The organism is Paeniglutamicibacter terrestris, assembly GCF_012271785.1.
In the GTDB taxonomy this organism is placed as follows: Bacteria; Actinomycetota; Actinomycetes; order Actinomycetales; family Micrococcaceae; genus Paeniglutamicibacter; species Paeniglutamicibacter terrestris.
This window is the reverse complement of record NZ_JAAWVT010000016.1, coordinates 20,119-38,143: the sequence shown is the minus strand read 5'-3', so window position 1 is coordinate 38,143 and position 18,025 is coordinate 20,119. Positions and strand designations below refer to the sequence as shown.

Annotated in this window: 17 protein-coding genes; 1 reads left to right on the top strand and 16 read right to left on the bottom strand. The window is 61.6% G+C overall.

The window, feature by feature from the left end; translation table 11 throughout:
• The first annotated feature begins 9 nt into the window (after nucleotides 1–9).
• A complete protein-coding gene (locus HED64_RS19275) occupies nucleotides 10–852 on the top strand; it encodes a phosphotransferase family protein (protein ID WP_168153562.1) in 843 nt (280 codons plus the stop codon).
• Here HED64_RS19275 and HED64_RS19270 read toward each other — a convergent pair.
• The 16 genes from HED64_RS19270 to HED64_RS20225 form a co-directional block, all read right to left on the bottom strand.
• Nucleotides 849–1,652: a DeoR/GlpR family DNA-binding transcription regulator gene (locus HED64_RS19270; protein WP_168153561.1), complete on the bottom strand. Its 804-nt coding sequence runs from the start codon at nucleotides 1,650–1,652 to the stop codon at nucleotides 849–851. The genes HED64_RS19275 and HED64_RS19270 overlap by 4 nt on opposite strands.
• Nucleotides 1,653–2,378 (bottom strand): copper homeostasis protein CutC, encoded by a 726-nt coding sequence (locus tag HED64_RS19265; protein ID WP_168153560.1) that lies wholly within the window; start codon nucleotides 2,376–2,378, stop codon nucleotides 1,653–1,655.
• Between the two features lie 41 nt (nucleotides 2,379–2,419).
• Nucleotides 2,420–3,277: a carbohydrate ABC transporter permease gene (locus HED64_RS19260; RefSeq protein ID WP_210150025.1), complete on the bottom strand. Its 858-nt coding sequence runs from the start codon at nucleotides 3,275–3,277 to the stop codon at nucleotides 2,420–2,422.
• A 6-nt stretch (nucleotides 3,278–3,283) separates the two neighbouring features.
• Nucleotides 3,284–4,207, bottom strand: coding sequence for a carbohydrate ABC transporter permease (locus tag HED64_RS19255; protein WP_168153559.1), 924 nt, complete (start codon nucleotides 4,205–4,207; stop codon nucleotides 3,284–3,286).
• 109 nt (nucleotides 4,208–4,316) lie between these two features.
• Nucleotides 4,317–5,582 (bottom strand): extracellular solute-binding protein, encoded by a 1,266-nt coding sequence (locus tag HED64_RS19250; RefSeq protein WP_168153558.1) that lies wholly within the window; start codon nucleotides 5,580–5,582, stop codon nucleotides 4,317–4,319.
• Nucleotides 5,583–5,866: 284 nt separating this feature from the next.
• Nucleotides 5,867–6,709, bottom strand: coding sequence for a class II fructose-bisphosphate aldolase (locus tag HED64_RS19245; protein ID WP_168153557.1), 843 nt, complete (start codon nucleotides 6,707–6,709; stop codon nucleotides 5,867–5,869).
• 28 nt (nucleotides 6,710–6,737) lie between these two features.
• Entirely contained in the window at nucleotides 6,738–7,673 is a 936-nt protein-coding gene (locus HED64_RS19240) for a 1-phosphofructokinase family hexose kinase (RefSeq protein WP_168153556.1), read from the bottom strand.
• Nucleotides 7,670–8,599, bottom strand: coding sequence for an ROK family protein (locus HED64_RS19235; RefSeq protein WP_168153555.1), 930 nt, complete (start codon nucleotides 8,597–8,599; stop codon nucleotides 7,670–7,672). Before HED64_RS19235 ends, HED64_RS19240 begins: the two co-directional genes overlap by 4 nt.
• Before the next feature lie 30 nt (nucleotides 8,600–8,629).
• The gene (locus tag HED64_RS19230) at nucleotides 8,630–9,508 is read right to left on the bottom strand and encodes an SIS domain-containing protein (protein ID WP_168153585.1); all 879 of its coding nucleotides are present in this window, start codon (nucleotides 9,506–9,508) and stop codon (nucleotides 8,630–8,632) included.
• 255 nt (nucleotides 9,509–9,763) lie between these two features.
• Nucleotides 9,764–10,264: a thiol peroxidase gene (gene tpx, locus HED64_RS19225; protein ID WP_132361755.1), complete on the bottom strand. Its 501-nt coding sequence runs from the start codon at nucleotides 10,262–10,264 to the stop codon at nucleotides 9,764–9,766.
• Between the two features lie 45 nt (nucleotides 10,265–10,309).
• Nucleotides 10,310–11,509, bottom strand: coding sequence for an imidazolonepropionase (hutI, locus tag HED64_RS19220; RefSeq protein WP_168153554.1), 1,200 nt, complete (start codon nucleotides 11,507–11,509; stop codon nucleotides 10,310–10,312).
• A complete protein-coding gene (locus HED64_RS19215) occupies nucleotides 11,506–12,774 on the bottom strand; it encodes a formimidoylglutamate deiminase (protein ID WP_342590783.1) in 1,269 nt (422 codons plus the stop codon). Before HED64_RS19215 ends, hutI begins: the two co-directional genes overlap by 4 nt.
• Nucleotides 12,771–14,054, bottom strand: a complete 1,284-nt coding sequence (locus HED64_RS19210; RefSeq protein ID WP_168153553.1) for an allantoate amidohydrolase — start codon at nucleotides 14,052–14,054, stop codon at nucleotides 12,771–12,773. Before HED64_RS19210 ends, HED64_RS19215 begins: the two co-directional genes overlap by 4 nt.
• 5 nt (nucleotides 14,055–14,059) lie before the next feature.
• Nucleotides 14,060–15,304, bottom strand: coding sequence for a YjiH family protein (locus HED64_RS19205; RefSeq protein ID WP_168153552.1), 1,245 nt, complete (start codon nucleotides 15,302–15,304; stop codon nucleotides 14,060–14,062).
• Nucleotides 15,305–15,435: 131 nt separating this feature from the next.
• Nucleotides 15,436–17,115: a urocanate hydratase gene (gene hutU, locus HED64_RS19200; RefSeq protein WP_168153551.1), complete on the bottom strand. Its 1,680-nt coding sequence runs from the start codon at nucleotides 17,113–17,115 to the stop codon at nucleotides 15,436–15,438.
• Between the two features lie 67 nt (nucleotides 17,116–17,182).
• The gene (locus HED64_RS20225) at nucleotides 17,183–17,869 is read right to left on the bottom strand and encodes an IclR family transcriptional regulator (protein ID WP_168153550.1); all 687 of its coding nucleotides are present in this window, start codon (nucleotides 17,867–17,869) and stop codon (nucleotides 17,183–17,185) included.
• Nucleotides 17,870–18,025: the final 156 nt, after the last annotated feature.

Sequence of the window (18,025 nt, the reverse complement as noted above, 5' to 3'; positions counted from 1 at the left end):
AATAGAGCCATGACACGTGCTGCCCACCCGAGCGAATATGAACTGGCCGCGTCCCTGTTGCCCGGACCGGATTGGAAGTCTGCACGTGTGGAAGAAGGCGGACAATTTCACCTCGTCCTGATCGCTCCCGGTGAGGCTGTTCTGCGCATCAGTCGGACGCCCGAAGCGGCGAAGGACATGCAGCGCAGGGTCGATCTTGTTCAAGCGCTGGAAAACAGTTTCACTTTTGCACTACCCACCGCGCTGAGTGAGGTGTTCCATGGCAACGATTTTTCGGCCGTTGTCCAACGCTATATCCCGGGCCGGGCCCACCCACCACACAGCGGCGAGGCTTCAACACTGCGCGGGATTATCGAGGAACTCGCTGCGGTAAATCTGGCAAAAATCACCGGGCTCCTCGCCGAGCCGTTCGCGTTCGGCGGGCCCTGGAACGAGGAAAAAACCCAAGCAACCCTCCGGCTACTGCCTCCCGAACTCGCCAACGGGGCACACCGGATCTTGCAGGCCGTCGCCACCTTTGCCGATGTCACTCCGTCTCTTGTCCATGGTGATCTCGCGGGACACAATCTTCATTGGGATGATGGAGCCTTGATCGGGATCCTAGATTGGGATTTAGCAGCGGCCTGGGACCCCGCCCTCAATACCGCCTACCTGAGTATGTGGCACGGTTCGGAGCTCATCGAGCAGTTGGCTCCGACCCCAGATGAGGCATGGCGGGCGCGTGTGTGGCTGGGTGCCATGGGACTGGAAAGCCTCCACGACGCCTCGCTGAGCCCCCGGCGAGATCTCACAACACTGCTGGAGAAGATTCAGCCTCGTCTGCTTGCTGCGGCCACGGCAGCACGCGGCTAACGGCTTTTGATCTCCGGGTCAGCAACGATGACGGGAATGCCTGCCTCGATGAGTACCCTTTTTTGTTCGTCGGTGATCCCACTGTCGGTGATCAGCGCGGTGAAGGTCGACTGCTCGAGGGAGACAAAGGCGCTATGCCCAATCTTGGAGGAATCACACACGAGATAGCTTTGCCGAGCCCTCCGGATCATCAGGTTGTTGATGGCTGCTTCCATGTCATCGGAAACGGTGGGACCAACACTGGCCTCAAGGCCATTGATACCGACAAACGCTACATCCAGGGTGACCTTCTCCAGTGTTTGCTCGGCAAAGGGGCCCACAAGTTCATAGGATCGGGGATTGAGCATCCCTCCGGTCACCATGACTTTCACGTGCGTGCGGACCGCCAGCAACGAGGCGATATTCACGGCATTGGTCACGACCGTGAACGTGGGGCGCCCCGAATCGTTGACCAAGTCTCGGCGCATTCCTAGCTGTGTGGCGATTGCACTCGCGGTGGTGCCTCCGGAGAGTCCGACAATCATGTCCTGGGACACCAACGAGGCAGCGTGCACGGCAATGGCGTGTTTCTGCCCCGTCGCGTCTTCCTTTTGGTATCTCACCGGCAGGTCATAGGCCACAGCATGGCTGACGGCTCCGCCGTGGGTTCGTGATAACAGCGAGGCAGCCGCCAACGAGTCGAGGTCTCGGCGCGCGGTGGCAGGGGAAACGGCCAACCGGCGCACAATATCTTCGACCTCAATCTGTCCTGATTCAGCCAGCAACTCCAAGATGGTGCTGAGTCGCTCTTCGCGTTTCAATTAGTGCCCTGCCTCATTATCGAAAATCATGGGGATGCGTGCCGTGAAGGCCAACGAATCTATGGTGTCACGAAGCGCCGCCACGATATTTCCATCCGTCACCAGGTAGCTGGCGTCCGGGGACGGAGCTTTCGCGGAAAAATGCACAGCATCGATCCCGGCAGCGAGCATCTTCTCGATGGAATCGACACGCATCCCGCCACCCGCCATGACCTGAATTTTCCCGCCGCTGGCCTGAACCATACGAACGAGGACGGAGAACCCGTCGGGTGCGGCAACCGCTCCCCCACTTGTTAGAACGCGGGTAAATCCGAGCTCTATCAAGTCGCTCACCGCACGCACTGGGTCAGCCGAGTCATCGATGGCTCGGTGGAATGTCAGCTCAAGGTTCGGGTTGATCGTTCGGACTTCATCGATTAGTTTCCGCATGCTTTCGACCTCAACATGTCCCGCATCGTCAAGGGCTCCCACCACCAATCCGGCCACCCCAGATGACGCGGTGCGTCGAGCTTGGGCCAACATCAGTTCCACCTCCTGGGTCGAATACACGAAGTTTCCACCGCGTGGACGAATCAGGGCATGGACGCCTACCCCGGCGGCTTCCATCAACACCGCTGCAACCAGCTCCGGGTTTGCGGTGATGCCACCTATTTCCAGGGCCTCACAGAGCTCGAGTCGGTCGGCGCCGGCGCTTACCGCGGTGGCAGCACCACGTGCGGACGTCACAACAATTTCTAGCGGCCGCTTTTGAGGCATCTGATCTTCCACTACTTCACGGCTCCGGCGGCAAGCCCGCCGATGAGGCGTTTCTCGATAAGCATGAAAAGGAGGATAACCGGAATGATGGCCACGATCGAGACACCAAAGACGTATTGCCACGCCGTGGAGTACTGCCCAACAAACTTGGTCAGGGCCACCGAGAGCGGCTGGTTTTCCGCGGTGGATAGGATCACCAAGGATGCGGCAAATTCGTTCCAACAGGCGACAAACGTAAAGATCACCGCCGTAACAATGCCCGGCCAGACCAAGGGAAGGTTGATGCGGAAAAGCACGCGGAGCTTTCCAGCTCCGTCGATCTGGGCTGCCTCATCAATTTCCTTGGGTACCGAGGCAAAGAACGAATGCATGATCCACACCGCAAAGGCTAGATTGAACGCCGCATTGATCAGGATCATAGCCAGCCACGTGTCATAGAGATTCATGGCCAACATTTGCTTAAACAGCCCTGCGGTCAGTACCGCCGGTTGCAGCATTTGCGTGACAATCACCAAGAACATGAACATCGTCTTGCCCGGGAATTTGAAACGTGCGGTGTAGTACGCGGCGGGTGTGGCCACCAGCAACACCAGCAGGGTGGCGCAGAGGGAAATGACAATGGTTGAGATGAGGTTGAAGGCCACCGGTGTTTCTGGGGTGTCCCACATGGTCAGATAGTTTGACCATTGGGCACCTTCCCTGGGCAGATAGCTGGGCGGAATTGCGAGGATTTCGGATCGGGTTTTGAGTGATCCACCGAACATCACGGCGTAGGGAATCAGGAATACTGCCGCAACAAGGAGGCCGGCCACCATGCGCCCGATCACTGTCCGGCGGGAGGCTCGATCTTCGGTAATCAGGAACGACATGGCGGCCTAGACCTCTTTCATGGGCTTGACGGTCTTGACATAGATCGCGACGATCACCAGAACAATCGCGAAATTCACCACCGAGAGCGCCGAGGAGATATCCAATCGGCGGTCGAATTGCAGGACCTTGAAGATGTAGGTCATAAGGGTGTCGGCGCTGTAACCGGGGATCGAGCCGGTGATGATCTTCAGAATGGGCAGGTTGTTAAACACATTGATGATGTTGATCAACACGGCAACTGCCAGCGAACCGCGAAGTTGCGGAAGGATCACCAAGAAGTACGTACCCCAGCGGTTGGCACCATCCATTTTCGCCGCTTCAAGCGTCTCGTTCGGGATAGCCTGCAGGCCGGCAAGAATCGTATAGGTAGTGAACGGGATGGAGACAAAAATAGCAATGACGATGGCCATCGACATGGCGGGCACGGCATTTTTGGTGAATCCGAAGCCTTCATCGAGCACACCAACGTCGGTCAGGAATTTGTTGAGGATTCCGTAGTTTGGTTCTGCTGCGTAATAGAAGACGGTGGTGGTCATGACGACCGATGCGGCCCACGGCACGATGACTGCCATGCGGACCAGGGTGCGCCCGGGGAATGGCTTGTTCAGGAACTGGGCCAAAACCAGGGAGAGCACCACGGTGACGGTGACAACCACAACCACCCACACCACCGTGTTCAGCAAGATCCGGGGCAGATTGGGATCGCTGAAAACCTTGGCGAAGTTATCGAACCCCACCCCCTTCAGGTCGGTGCCGACCTGCGAGATCTTTCGTGTGGAGTTGTAGATCATGTATCCGGCAGGGAACACCACGATGGCGAGGATCAGCAAGAGCGCCGGACCAACCCAGGGCAGTGCCGCAAGGAATGAGCCACCTTCCTGAGCGGATTTCCGCCGTGAAACACGTTTCGGGACGAGGGTGACGCTCATGATCTGTTGCTCCTACAGGATGAGAGGGTGCGGGGTGCCGCGAGGCGTTTTAAGGTCGGATGGGGCTCTCCTGAAGTTGATGAGAGCCCCGTCCGTCATACAGGTGTTGCTACTTGGCTGCGTCTGCCTTGGCCTGAATTTCCTTGAGCACGTCCGCTGCGCTCTTGCCGGTGGCGATCTGACCCATGAGGGACTTGAAGGCACCATCGGTGGCGTTCCACGCCGCGTTGGTGGTCGGGTAGAACACCGCGTTGGGAAGCATGTCCAGGAACGGCTTGAGGGTCTCATCGGAGGCCAACTTCTCGGAACCCGACTTGGTGGTCGGCAAGAAGCCCTCGGTGGAAACCCAGTTGGTGTAGACATCAGCAGAGAAGAAGTAGTCCATGAATTTCTTCACCGCTGCGGTCTTGGAACCATCGTTCTTGAAGGACATCAAGCGATCCGCGACACCCAGAGTTGCCGGAGTTCCGGTCTTGGTCGGTACCGGTGCGATACCGTATTTGAGCTTCGGGTTTTCCTTCTTGATTTGTCCCACGGTCTGCGGAAGCGCGTAGGCGAATCCGAGCTTGCCTTGAATGAAGGTGTTAAGCATTGGGGTGCGCTGCGTGGCGCCGGCATCCTTCTGCGTCACACCGTCGTCGATCATCTTCTTCATGAATTCGGCAGCCTCGACGTTTGCCGGGGTATCCACAGCGATGTTGCTCCCATCACCGAAGTTGCCTCCATTGCCGGCGAACCAGATGAGGGACTCGCCCTGCGCTTCTTCATTGCCCAGCGGCATGCCATAGCCGTCTGCCTTGGTCTTTTCACTCACGGCCTTGGCTGCCGAGTAGAGCTCGTCCCACGTGGTGGGAACCGAAGCGACACCGGCCTCTTCCATGAGGCTCTTGTTATAGAACAGTGCTCGGGCCGAGGCGATCAGCGGAAGACCGTACTGAGTTCCATCAACCTTTTCGTTTTCGGCGAAGGATTCCTGAAAATCGGCAATGGTGGCCTCGGAGGCAACATCAGAGGTTGGTGCCAGCAGGCCCTCGGCAGCAAATTCGGCAAAGGCACCGCCGTTGTAGATGTCAGGTGCCTTGTTGCCCTGGATCTTGGTCTTCAGGACGCCTTCGACGTTTTCCCAGGACTGCGTTTCAAGGTTGACCTTGACATCCGGATTGGCAGCCTCAAAATCCTTGATGACCTTCGTCCATAGAGCTTTCGTGCCGTCGGAATAGGTGGGTGCCAGCATAGTCAGTGTGGTGACGGTGCCCGAGGCACCTGGCTCGCTACTGCTGGTGCTACTTGCCCCACCAAAACCACACGACGTCAACAACAGTGCCGCAGCAGCTACACCCGCAACCGCTACCCCGCGGAGATTGAGCTTCTTCATAGATCCTCGTTCCAGATGGTCGGGGCGAACAATGAGCGCTTCGCACCGACAGGAGTGATGTTATGTGCTTTATATCAATAAAGAACGATCAATAAAGTACACGTTCCATTGATTATGCTGTGATCTAGATCGCGCGGTCAAGGGGAGTGTGAGATATGAATTGTTAATTCCGGATGACAAGCTGTTGAGCTGAAGACAACCGCAGATCGCGTTTGGCACAGCCGCGGGTTCGCCGAAGAGCGTCGGCCCTCCTCGGAAGGTATATCCGAGAAACCGGCGTGAGGTTAGTCCGAAATTCCTGCGAAGAGGCGCAGCAATCGAGCGCTCTCCACGGCCATCTCGTCGCGGCCACGCGCCACGTACTTGCGCGAATCCACGACCGCGGGGTTCTCCTCGAGGTACTGACGAATGGCGCGCGTGAAGAACCCATTGAGATGGGTGGAAACATTGATCTTGGTCATCCCCGCATTAATTGCGGCAATGATGTTTGAATCGCTCACCCCGGAGGATCCGTGGAGCACCAGCGGAACATCCAGTGCGCCGCGAAGCTGGGCGATCAGCTCAAGATCAAGGGCAGCTGACCGATCAAGCATGGCGTGCGAAGAACCCACGGCAACGGCCAGTGCGTCGACTCCTGTTTCTCGCACAAACTGACGCGCCTCAGCCGGATCGGTTCGCACGCCCGGGGCGTGGGCGCCATCTTTGCCGCCAATTTTTCCCAGCTCGGCCTCAACGTAGACGCCTGCCGCGTGGGCATACTCGGTGACTCGAGCGGTGACAGCAATATTTTGGGCGTAGTCCAGATGCGCGCCATCAAACATGACTGACCCAAACCCCAGATCGACGGCGGCCTTTGCCAGGTCTTCTGATTCTGCATGGTCCAGGTGTAGCGCCACCGGGACGCTCGCCGCGCGGGCAGCTGCCAGCGAGGCGAGGGCAATGGGTTCCAAGCTTCGGTGGTAACCGACGCAGTTTTCCGAGATCTGCAAGATCAACGGAGTCCCGGCGAGCTCGGCACCCTGGATCAGTGCCTCGGCGCTCTCTAGGTGGATGACATTGAAGGCACCCTGCCCCCGCTGGGAAGTGCGTGCCGCCTTCATGATCTCTGCTGTATTAACCAAGGGCATGGGAAAAGCATCCTTTCGGGGATGAGACTTAGAGCGACGTTGCGGAGGAATGAATCAAGTTCGTCAGGATTTCGAGATGTGAGGGGTGCAGCTGGCCCGCGGTGGGCATCAATACCGAGGAGGCCGACCAAGCGGCGGCACGGGGAAGAATCACCGATCCGTGGTCCTCTCCGGCGTGTAGCCCCATGGCGATAGCAGCCACGGCGCTATCCCCGGCCCCGGTGGGATTACCCACCAGCGGTGCAGCTAAACGCGCCGATTCCCAGTGGCCGGGACCGGCCGCGGAGAAGTGAAAAAGTCCGTCTTCCCCGGCGCTGGCGTAAATGTGGCGGGCCCCGGCGGCTAGGAGCTTGGCTGCTCCCCCGCCCAGTGTTTTTTCCCCGGTGACATCGGCCAGTTCGTGGTGGTTGGGTTTGAGCACCGTGGCGCCGGCGCGAGCCGCAGCCAACAAAGCGGGTCCGGAGGTATCAATGATGCTGGGGATCCCGCGCCGCGTGGCTTCACGCACGCACCACGGGTAGAAATCTTCATCCGCGCCGGGCGGCAGTGAACCCGAGGCGACCAATACACTCACCCCGCGATCGAGAAGCAGGCTGATTCGGGAGCGGAGGCTCTCCCACTCGCTGTGGCTGAGCGCATCCCCACGTTCATTAATGACAGTGGTTCGCCCGGTTCCATGTTCGACGACGGCGAGGCTTCGACGCATCGGGGCAGCAACGTTCAGGAGCTCATGATCCACCCCGGATGCCGCCAGATCCAATGCGAAGAGCTGACCATTTGAGCCACCCACGGGTGCCAGCGCCAGCACGGGGACCCCCTGAGAATGCAGCACCCGCGCCACGTTGATGCCCTTGCCGCCTGCCCGGCGCAACGGGGCAGCAACACGGTTGCTACCCCCGACATCGAGGAGCTCAAGTCCGTAGGTTTCATCCAGCGCGGGGTTGGGAGTGATACTCAGAATCATGTGCTCTGGGCACCCGCCGCAACGGCCTTGAGGTGCGCGCCGCGTAGACCCGCATCCTGACCCAGTTGGGCTGCCACAATCTGCGGCAGCCGTTGGTAGGTCAGTTTCTCTCCCAGCGCTTCGCGCAGCGGTTGCAGTAGTGCCTCGCCTGCTTGTGCCAATCCTCCGCCGATGATGACGACCTGCGGTGCGATGGAGCAGCAGAGTTGGGCGATGGAGAAGGTCAATGCCGCAATCGCCTCGTCCCAAATCCGCACCGCGATCTTATCTCCCGCCTCCCTGGCGTTCAGAACCTCGCGGGCGCCAGCAACGTGTACGCCGGTTTCCTGTTCATAGCGCTTGGCAATGGCTCCCGCCGAACCGATGGTTTCCAAGCAGCCGTGCGCACCACACGGGCAGGACAGGCCGCCGGGAACTGCGCCGTGGCCCAGTTCACCGGCGTAGCCACCTGCGGACAGCGGGCGTCCGTCAACAAAGAGTGCTGCAGCAATGCCGGTGCCGATGATGAGGACCGCCGCGTTATCCACCGCGGTGCCAAGTTCCTTGCCGGCGCCGAAGCGCAGTTCCGCCACACCGGCGCCCAACACGTCATGGCCAAAGCCCACAGGCAGGTCAAAAGCGTCGGCCACCAGCTGACGCAGCGGGGCATCGCGCCAGCCAAGGTTCGCTGAGAACACTCCGGTTCCGTTGGCTTCATCGACGATTCCGCACACGAGCAAACCCACGGCAATGGGATTGCTCTCGGGGAATTCGGCCATGAGCTCGGCACCCAGGGTTTTGAGCTGTTCGACTAATGTATGGGCGGGATCGCTGGCTACGCGTTGGGTCCGAATCCTACGAATGCCGTGCAGCGTTCCCGCGGCGTCGGAAAACGCCGCCTTAATGTCGGTACCGCCGACGTCAAAGAGCAGGTATTGGGGGTTCATGGTGTCCACGGCATCCTGGTCGTTATGGACTTAGGCGTCTTCGTCGAGGATGACCGAACGGGTCAGGTTGCGTGGTGCATCCGGATTCATCTTACGAGCGCGGGCGCGGTCCAGCGTGACGCGGTGAATCCGGGCCAGTTCGGCCAGCGGGTGCGCGTTGTTGTTGATGTACAGGGCTCCGGTGCGGACCATATCTTGGGCCAGACCCTCGGGTTCCTCGCCGAGCATCCAGGTCACGCGGTTCGGTGCGGCGATGGAGATTGGGCCATGCCGGTAGTCCATGGCCGGGTAGGCCTCGGTCCACCCCTGAACGGCTTCTCGCATCTTCAGGGCTGCTTCATTGGCCAGACCAACGGTCCAACCACGGCCCAGGAAGGTGAACTGCTCTGCATCAATGAGTTCAGCCGGAGTTTGTGCGGTGACAGCAACCTTGGCTTCGTCGATGGCAGCGTTCAGGTCTACACCGACGCTGGTGAGCAGGTAGGCCAACGCCGTGGTGGCAAAACGGGTCTGCACCACAGATTCTTCATCGGCGTAGGGCAGCTCGATCACGGCATCAACCTTGTTCACGATCGGGGAGGTGAGATCCCCGATGAGCGCAACGGTGGGCAGAGAACCGTTGAGTTGATCCAGCAGGGTCAGCACCTCGGAGGTGGTGCCCGAACGGGTGATGGCCACCAGCACGTCGTAATCACGGGTAGTGATAAAAGCTTCGGAGGCAGCAAATGCATCGGTAATCCCCTTGCCTGCAGACTCGCGCGCTGCGGCGTAGGACTGCGCCATGAACCAGGATGTTCCGCAGCCAACGACGGCTACGCGTAGGCCATCGGCCGGAAGCAGGTTTTCGCTCCGTGCCTGGAGGATGGCGCGCTCCCACATTTCGGGCTGCGAACGCAGTTCGGCGTCCATGTGGTGGCCAAGCTGGCTAGTGTCGCTCACGACGGTCTCCTTTAATAACCCGGCACCACTGAAGGTGTCTCGGAATGGCAAGCTCTTCCCTACTATGATTGCTTATGATCGTTTACCTTGTCTACCGATCATAAAAAATCTTAAGGGTTTAATCTTACTTTCTACCCTGCCAAGGTCGCTGGGGCATAAAAAAGGGGGCCGGGACCGAGACGCAAGAAGGTTTCTTACGTCTCGATCCCGGCCCCCGGGAAAGCCTTAGTTGGAGAGTGCCGCGACAGCTGCGTCGTAGTTCGGCTCCGTGGTGATTTCCGGAACCAGCTCGGTGTGCAGGACTGCACCATTTTCATCCAAAACAACAATCGCGCGAGCCAGCAGGCCCTGCATCGGGCCATCGCCCAGCGTCAGACCGAAGTCGGCGCCGAAGTCGGAGCGGAAAGACGAGGTCGGAACGACGTTCTCGATGCCCTCGGAACCGCAGAAGCGACCCAGTGCGAACGGCAGGTCGGCCGAGGCGCAAACCACGGCGGTGTTTTCGAGTCCTGCGGCCAGCTCGTTGAAGCGGCGGACCGAAGAGGCGCAGACGCCGGTATCGATGGACGGGAAGATGTTCAAGACCACGCGCTTGCCGCGCAATTCGGTGCTGGACACCTCGCCGAGGTCGGCACCGGTGAGCGTGAAGTCAGGAGCGGTCGCGCCAACGGCGGGAAGTTCGCCAATGACCTGGACGGGGGAACCTTTGAGTGCAGTAATAGCCATACTTCTTGTTTACCACGAACGTTCCCTCCAGCACCAAGCGGTTCGCTAGAGGCGTCCAGCCACCAAGACACCGGCACGGAAAACCGGGCCCGTGAGGTTCATCCCCGGCCGGTAAGCAAGATGCGCCACCGCTGGAGCGTTGAGCAACTGAATATCCGCCCGCTTGCCCACTTGTAGTGAACCCACCAGATCGTGGACGCCCAATGCGAGCGCTCCCCCATAGGTGGCGGCCACAATGGCTTCCTCGATGCTCAATCGCATCTGCAAGACGGCGGTGGCCACACAGAACGACATGGACGAGGTATAGGAGGTTCCGGGATTGCAATTTGAGGCCAGTGCGATCTGCACCCCCGCATCAAGCAACTCCCGTCCCGGCGCGAATGGCTGGCGGGTAGAAAGGTCACAAGCCGGCAGGCAGGTGGCCACGGTTCCCGCAGCCCCGCTGCGGGTGGCAGGATCCCACTGCTGCCACGAGCCGGCGAGCGCGCTCACGTCGGCGTCATCAAGGTAATTCACGTGGTCAACGCTCATGGCACCGAATTCCACGGCCAGTTGCACCCCGGGGCCCGAGCCGAGCTGGTTTCCGTGGACACGAAGCCCCAAACCGGCCTTCCGTGATGCGGTGAGCACCTGCCGGGACTGGGCCTCGTTGAAGGCGCCCCGCTCGCAGAAGACATCGGCGAAATGCACATAGGGTGCCACTCGCTGAAGCATCTCCCCGCAGACCAGATCCGTATACTCCTGCGCGTCGGTCCCAGCGGGGACCAGATGCGCCCCCAAGAACGTCACCCGATCCACGACTGTAGACGCGATGCGGGCATGGCGTGCTTCCTCTTCGACTCCCAACCCGTAACCGGTCTTGGTTTCCAAGAAGGTGGTGCCACCGGCCAATGCTTCGGCTGCCCGTCCCAGCAACAATCGGGTGAGATCGTAGTCGCTGGCCGATCGAGTGGCCGCGGTGGTCACCGCGATGCCACCTGCTGCATACTCCTGCCCTGCCATCCGGGCCACAAATTCGGCACTGCGATCCCCGGCAAAAACCAGGTGGGTATGCGAATCGACCCAACCCGGCAACGCGGCACGGCGTTGGGCATCAATGACGTGATCCGCGGCCGGTGCATCTGCAGCCGCACCGATCCAACTGATAATTTCGTCCTCGATGAGGATGGCAGCGTTATTGATCCGCGTGTGTTGTGCGTCGGCGGTGAAGACTTCGGCCAGGTTGGTAATCAGCGTGGTGCTCATGAAAACTCCGGGTTGTTGTTAAAGAAGGCTGCATATAGGGCGGCCGGGTCACCCAAGCGAGTGTGGATCCCATGACTGGCGACTAGCTCCCCGTTGATGTGCACCTCGATGATGTCCGCGGCGGTGGCGGTGAGCGGGAGCTGGGCGGGACGTGAGCCCGCGGTGCGTACCGAATCGGTGCGCACCATCAGGAAGTCGTCATTTTCCGCCAGCCCCAGGGAGCGCAGCCCACCGGCACGTGCGGCGGTGGAGATCTCCGTGGGCGAGAACCGTCCACGTTTGCCGCTGCGCAGGCGCTCTGCATGTTCCAGGGCGCGCTGCTCCAGGTACGGGTCAAGCACCGCATGCTGATCACTGCCCAGGGAAAGGTGCGCACCGGCGTCGGCAAGTTCCCGGGCCGGGCCAATCCCATCACCCAGGTCAGCCTCGGTGGTTGGGCACATCACGATCCCGGCTCGGGCAGCGCCCAAGGCTCGGATATCTGTTTCATCCAGGTGGGTGGCGTGTACCGCCGAGAGCCGCGCGCCAAGCAGTCCCGCCTGCTCGAGCAACCCCGTGGGGCTCGTGCCATAGGCGGCGGCGCAGGCGTGGTTCTCCGCCGGTTGCTCCGAAAGATGCACGTGCAGCGGCAGCGCGGGGTCCAGCCGTGCCGCGATGGTGGCGAGGTCACTCGGTGCCACGGCACGCACCGAGTGCACCGCGGCACCGAGGCTCAGCAACCCGGCCCCGGCATCAAGCTCCGCCAGCGCGGCAGCTAAGCTCTCATGGCGCAGTAGCCAGCCCTCGACGGAGCGATCGCTGAAACGCTGCTGCGTGTCATCAAGTTCCAACATCTCTCCCTGCAAAGTGAGCCCGCCTTGGAGATAACAGGTATCAAGGAGCACTAGGCGGATACCAGCTGCTACGGCGGCGCGGCCCAGGGCGAGCTCCATGGCGTGCGACTCCCCGTGACCACCGCTGCCATAGGGTTGCCCACCGGGTTGGTGGTGCAGGTAGTGGAACTCCCCCACGGCGCTATAGCCAGCGACAACCATCTCCGCGAAAACGGCGGTGGCCAGCTGCTGGTACGCCGCCGGGGTGAGCGACGCGGCGGCGGCATACATGTGCTCACGCCACGTCCAAAAGTCTCCGGCCGCACCATCGGCGCCCTCATGGGTCCGCCCACGCAGGATCCGGTGGAAGGCATGGGAATGGGCGTTCACCGGTGCCGGGACCCGCACGCGGTTCTGAGGTGTGCTCAACTGGGTGCTCGGCTGCTGGCTCACAGCAGGTCCTCCAAGGCATCGGCCAGTGCCAGAACGCCGGCATCTACGTCGTCATCTTCCACGTATTCCTCCGGTGAGTGGCTGATGCCCGAGGGGTTGCGCACGTAGATCATGCCGGAGGGCACGTGGGCGGCAAGAACTCCCGCGTCGTGCCCGGCCCCGGTGGGCAGCAAGGGAGCGGTGGGGATTAAGCGGTGGATAGATTGACTCAGCGTCCGGGTCAGCGAGGCATCAAAGCTCACCGTCCCGGAGAGGGATTCCTCGGTGAGTTTCACGGTGCAGCCCTCAAAGGCGGCGATCCGTTGAGCCTGACCGTGAATCTTTTGAACCAGCAGGGCGGTGGTGGCATCATCGGGGTGGCGGGCATCAAGCCAGAGATCAACCCGTGAGGCGATCACGTTGGTGCCGCCGGGAACGGGTTCAATCCGCCCCACGGTGGCCCGGGCATCCGGCGTTGCCGTGGCCAACTCCCGGACCTTCAGCACCAGCTGGGCCGCGGCAATCATGGGATCGGCACGGTCGATCATCAGCGTGGTGCCGGCATGGTTGCCCTGGCCGGAAAAACTCAGCCGCCAGCGCCCGTGCCCCAGGATGGAGCTGCCGATGGCCACGGCGGGTCCGCGGCCCGCAGCATCGGTATATTCCTCGGTGTTCAACCCGCGGCCCTGCTCCACGTGTAGCTCGATGAAGTCCCCGATCTGTGCCAGCGCAGCATCGTCGCGCCCCATACGCGCCGGATCCAGACCATTGGCCGCTGCGACATCGGCAAAGGTGTTTCCGTTGGCATCACGCAGGTTCAGCGCCCTGGACGTATCGATTGCGCCGGTGAGCAGCCGTGAGCCCAAGCAGGCAACACCAAAGCGCGAGCCTTCCTCCTCGGGGAAGACGCTCAGCGCGAGGGCCCGGTTGCGCACCAGGGCTCCGGAGGCCTCGCGTGCCGCTAGCACATCGAAGGCCGACAGCGCGCTGGCCACCCCGAGCGGACCATCAAAGGCCCCACCTCCGGGTACCGAGTCCAGGTGCGAACCGGTGACCAACGCCCCGCGGCGCGAGGCGGCATCGCGAAGCGAGCCCGGGGTGTCCCACCAGGCCCAGATGATGCCATTGGCATCGGTGGTGACCTGAAGGGACCGGGATTCGGCCTCCGCGATAAACCATTCGCGCAGTGTGATTTCAGCCGAGGAGTACACCGGGCGCGAATAACCTCCGCGCACCGAATCTTGGCCGACGTCATGGATGGCGGCAATCAGGGAGTTTACGGTGCTTCTAGGCACGGTCATGGTTCCTATCTGCCGACCATGAGGAAGGCAATGGGGCTGGCGATGAGCAAGGTCAAGGCAACACGCTGGGCCCAGATGACCACCAGCTGCCAGAGTTTCAGCGGGATGCGCGTGGCCAGGATGCAGGGCACCACGGCTGAGAAGAAGATGATGGCAGAGACACACACTACCCCGATGACCAGGCGCAGGTGTTCGGAGGGGTGACCGGCGATGACGGTTGCAGGGAGGAACATCTCGGCGATGCCCACGGCCGAGGCCTTGGCTGCCAGCACCGGATCGGGCAGGCCCACGGCCCAGGTGATCGGCACAAAGATGTAGCCCAGCCAGTCGAAGATCGGGGTGAAGCGGGCCAGCAGCAACCCGATCAGCCCCACCGAGAGGATCGAGGGCAGGATCGCCATGGCCATTAGCAGCCCGTCGCGGAAGTTCTCCCACACGTTGCGCCCCAGCGAGGGTGCCGCTTCCAGGGTCGTTTTGGCCTCCTTCCAGGCGGTGGCGAGCCGGCGGGTCGTGACGGTTTCCTCCGGTGATGCCACGGCCTGCGGGTAGTAGTCGTCCTTGATCCGGCTCAGCGGGGGAAGCCGCACGCAGATGGCCGTGACCAAGAAGGTGACGCCGAAGGAGAGGAAGAAGTAGGGCAACCACAGGTGCATGATGTCCAGCGTTTTGGCCACGATCACCATGAAGGTGACCGAGACGGTGGAGAATCCGGTGGCGATGATCGCCGATTCCCGCGCGGTGTAACGCCCGGACTGGTACATCCGATCGGTGATCAGCAAACCCAGCGAGTAGCTGCCAACAAAGGAGGCTACGGCGTCAACCGCTGAGCGGCCCGGGGTGCGCCAGATCGGGCGCATCACGCGTTGGACCAGCACACCAACAAATTCCATCAACCCGTAGCCCACCAGTAGGGACAGGAAGATGGCACCGACCGGAACGATCATGCCCACGGGGATCACGAGTTTGCCGAAGAGGAACGGCCCCAGATCCGGATCAAAGAGCAGTGCCGGGCCCACCTTGAAGACCAGCATGGCGCCGACCAGAAGGCCCAGAATGTTCAGGAACGCAAACAACCTTTTAAGGCCCGACTCGCGCCAGCGCCCGGAGGCGAAGGGGTAAATGGTCCCGGCAATGATCAGTGCCAACACCACGTAGCGCACCACCTCGCCGAGCCCGGTGGTGATCGCGCCGACCAGATGGTCAAGCGGGATCGTTTCCTTGCCGCCGATATTGATGGGGATGAAAAACATGAAGACGCCAATGAGGCTGTAGACGAAGAATCGCCAGGTGCCCCGAGGTTTGGTGGAGGTACTTTGGACGTCGAGCTCGGTACTGTTCGTTTCAGAGATGGGAGTTCTCCTTCTTCGATCGGTTGAGGAGTTTATCGAGCCATCGGGATGCGCACGCCGCGTTCGGTGGCGACCTCAATGGCCCGTTCGTAGCCGGCATCAACGTGGCGGATCACGCCCATGCCCGGGTCATTGGTCAGCAGCGCCTCAAGCTTGGCGGCGGCTAACTCGGTGCCATCTGCCACCGAAACCTGACCTGCGTGGATGGAGCGGCCGATGCCAACGCCGCCACCGTGGTGGATGGAGACCCAGGTGGCACCGGAGGCCGTGGCGGTCAGGGCGTTGAGCAGCGGCCAGTCGGCGATCGCGTCCGAACCGTCCTTCATGGCCTCGGTCTCACGGTAGGGCGAGGCCACGGAACCGGAGTCCAGGTGATCGCGGCCGATCACGATGGGGGCCGAAACTTTGCCCTCGGCGACCAACTGGTTGAATAGCAGACCGGCCTTGGCGCGGTCTCCGTAGCCCAGCCAGCAGATGCGGGCCGGCAGTCCCTCAAATTCGACGTGTTCGGATGCCGCATTGAGCCAGCGGTGCAGGTGCTCGTTCTCGGGGAAGAGGTCCTTCAATGCTTCGTCGGTTACGCGGATGTCCTCCGGGTCCCCACTGAGCGCCACCCAGCGGAAGGGGCCAAGGCCCTCGCAGAAGAGCGGGCGGATGTAGGCCGGAACAAAGCCGGGGAATTCGAAGGCGCGGTTGTAGCCGCCCTTCCGGGCCTCATCACGAATGGAGTTGCCGTAGTCAAAGACCTCGGCGCCGATGCCCTGGAAGCCGACCATCGCCTCGACGTGGCGGGCCATCGAGGCCTGAGCCTTTTTGGTAAAGCCTGCTTCATCGGCCTTCGCCTCGGCGTCCCACTGCTCCAGGGTGTACTCCACCGGCAGGTAGCTCAGCGGATCGTGGGCACTGGTCTGATCGGTGATGATGTCAAAGGCCACGGTCCCGGCCTTTTGGCGGCGCAGCAGCTCGGGGAAGACCTCAGCCGCGTTGCCGACGTAACCCACCGAAAGGGACCGACCCTCGTTCTTGGCGGCGGTGACTTTGGCCAGGGCCGCGTCGAGGTCCAGCTCCACCTCGTCGAGGTAGCGCTTGGATTCGCGGCGACGCAGGCGTTCCTCGGAAACGTCAACGATCAGGCAAGCGCCGCCGTTGAGCGTGACGGCCAGCGGCTGGGCCCCACCCATGCCGCCGCAGCCGCCGGTCAGCGTCAGGGTATTGGCCAGCGTGCCGCCGAAGCGCTTGGCGCCGATCGCGGCGAAGGTCTCGTAGGTGCCCTGCAGGATGCCCTGGGTGCCGATGTAGATCCAGGAACCGGCGGTCATCTGCCCGTACATCATCAGGCCCTCGGCCTCCAGCTTGCGGAACTCGGGCCAGGTGGCCCAGTCCCCCACGAGGTTGGAGTTCGCGATCAGCACGCGCGGGGCCCATTTGTTGGTGCGAAAGACACCCACCGGCTTGCCTGACTGAATCAGCAGCGTCTCGTCTTCTTCCAGATCCGTCAGCGTCTTGATGATGGCGTCGTAGGCCTCCCAGGAACGCGCCGCACGACCGGTGCCGCCGTAAACGACGAGGTCCTCGGGGCGCTCGGCGACCTCCGGGTCGAGGTTATTCATCAGCATGCGCAGTGGGGCTTCGGTGGCCCAGGACTTTGCGGTCAGTGTGGTGCCGCGCGGAGCGCGAATAACGCGGGAGGGATCGTGCTGGGTGAAGCTCATGGAATGGTTCTCCTTGTCGGTCATGCTCAATACTTGTGGTGCCCTGGGTTTGGCGTGGGAGTTTGGACTAGTTCTGCAGGCCGGCGCCCAACAGCGCGCGGGCTTCGGTGGCGACCAGTTGGCCGATCCGCTCAATTTCCGCCGGGTTCATCCGGTAGCTCGGGGCCACCACCGATATGGCGGCCAGCGGTGCGCTGTCCCCTGCGGTGACAGCCGCTCCGAGCTGCCGCAGTGGCGCGGCAATGGCGGTGACATCTACCTCAACACCTTTATCGGAAACCACGTACCCGGTCTCGGGGGTCTTTCCGGCGAACACGATTCCTAGGCTTGAGCCCTTGAGGGGAACACTGCGGCCCACCCAGGAAGCGTGGCGCACCGAGTGTGTTCCCTCGGCGATGGCCAGGTACACGGCATGGTCACTTCCCGTGCCCTGGTGGCCCCGCACCGAAAGGTAGGCAGATTCGCCGGTCGCCTCGACCAAACGCTGAAGCGCCGGTGCGGCCAGGTGGATCAGTGACTCGTGGCTCAGCGCTTGGGCACCGAGCTGCACCAGGCGCAGACCGGGGCGATATTCGCCGTCGGTGTCCTTGCGTACGAAGCCGCTGTTCTCTAGGGTTCGCAGCAGACGTAGTGCCGTGGAGGCCGATAGTTCGGTCTCGCGTGACACTTCGGCCAGCGATACTGCCCCGGCATCGCAGACTGCACCCAGCAGCTGCAGGGCTCGTTCCACGGTTCGGGTTGCCGGTTCTGCCACGGTGTTCCTCCATGTCGGTGATTCGGTCTCTGAAACACTCGCCTTTGGGTACCTTTGGTGCCTTCGGACGAAATTCACAACCCTGGGGGCTTGCCCCGGAGCCGGTGATGCGTTTCACTTATTGAAACGCTAATTTCACCCCTTGGCAAGTGTTTG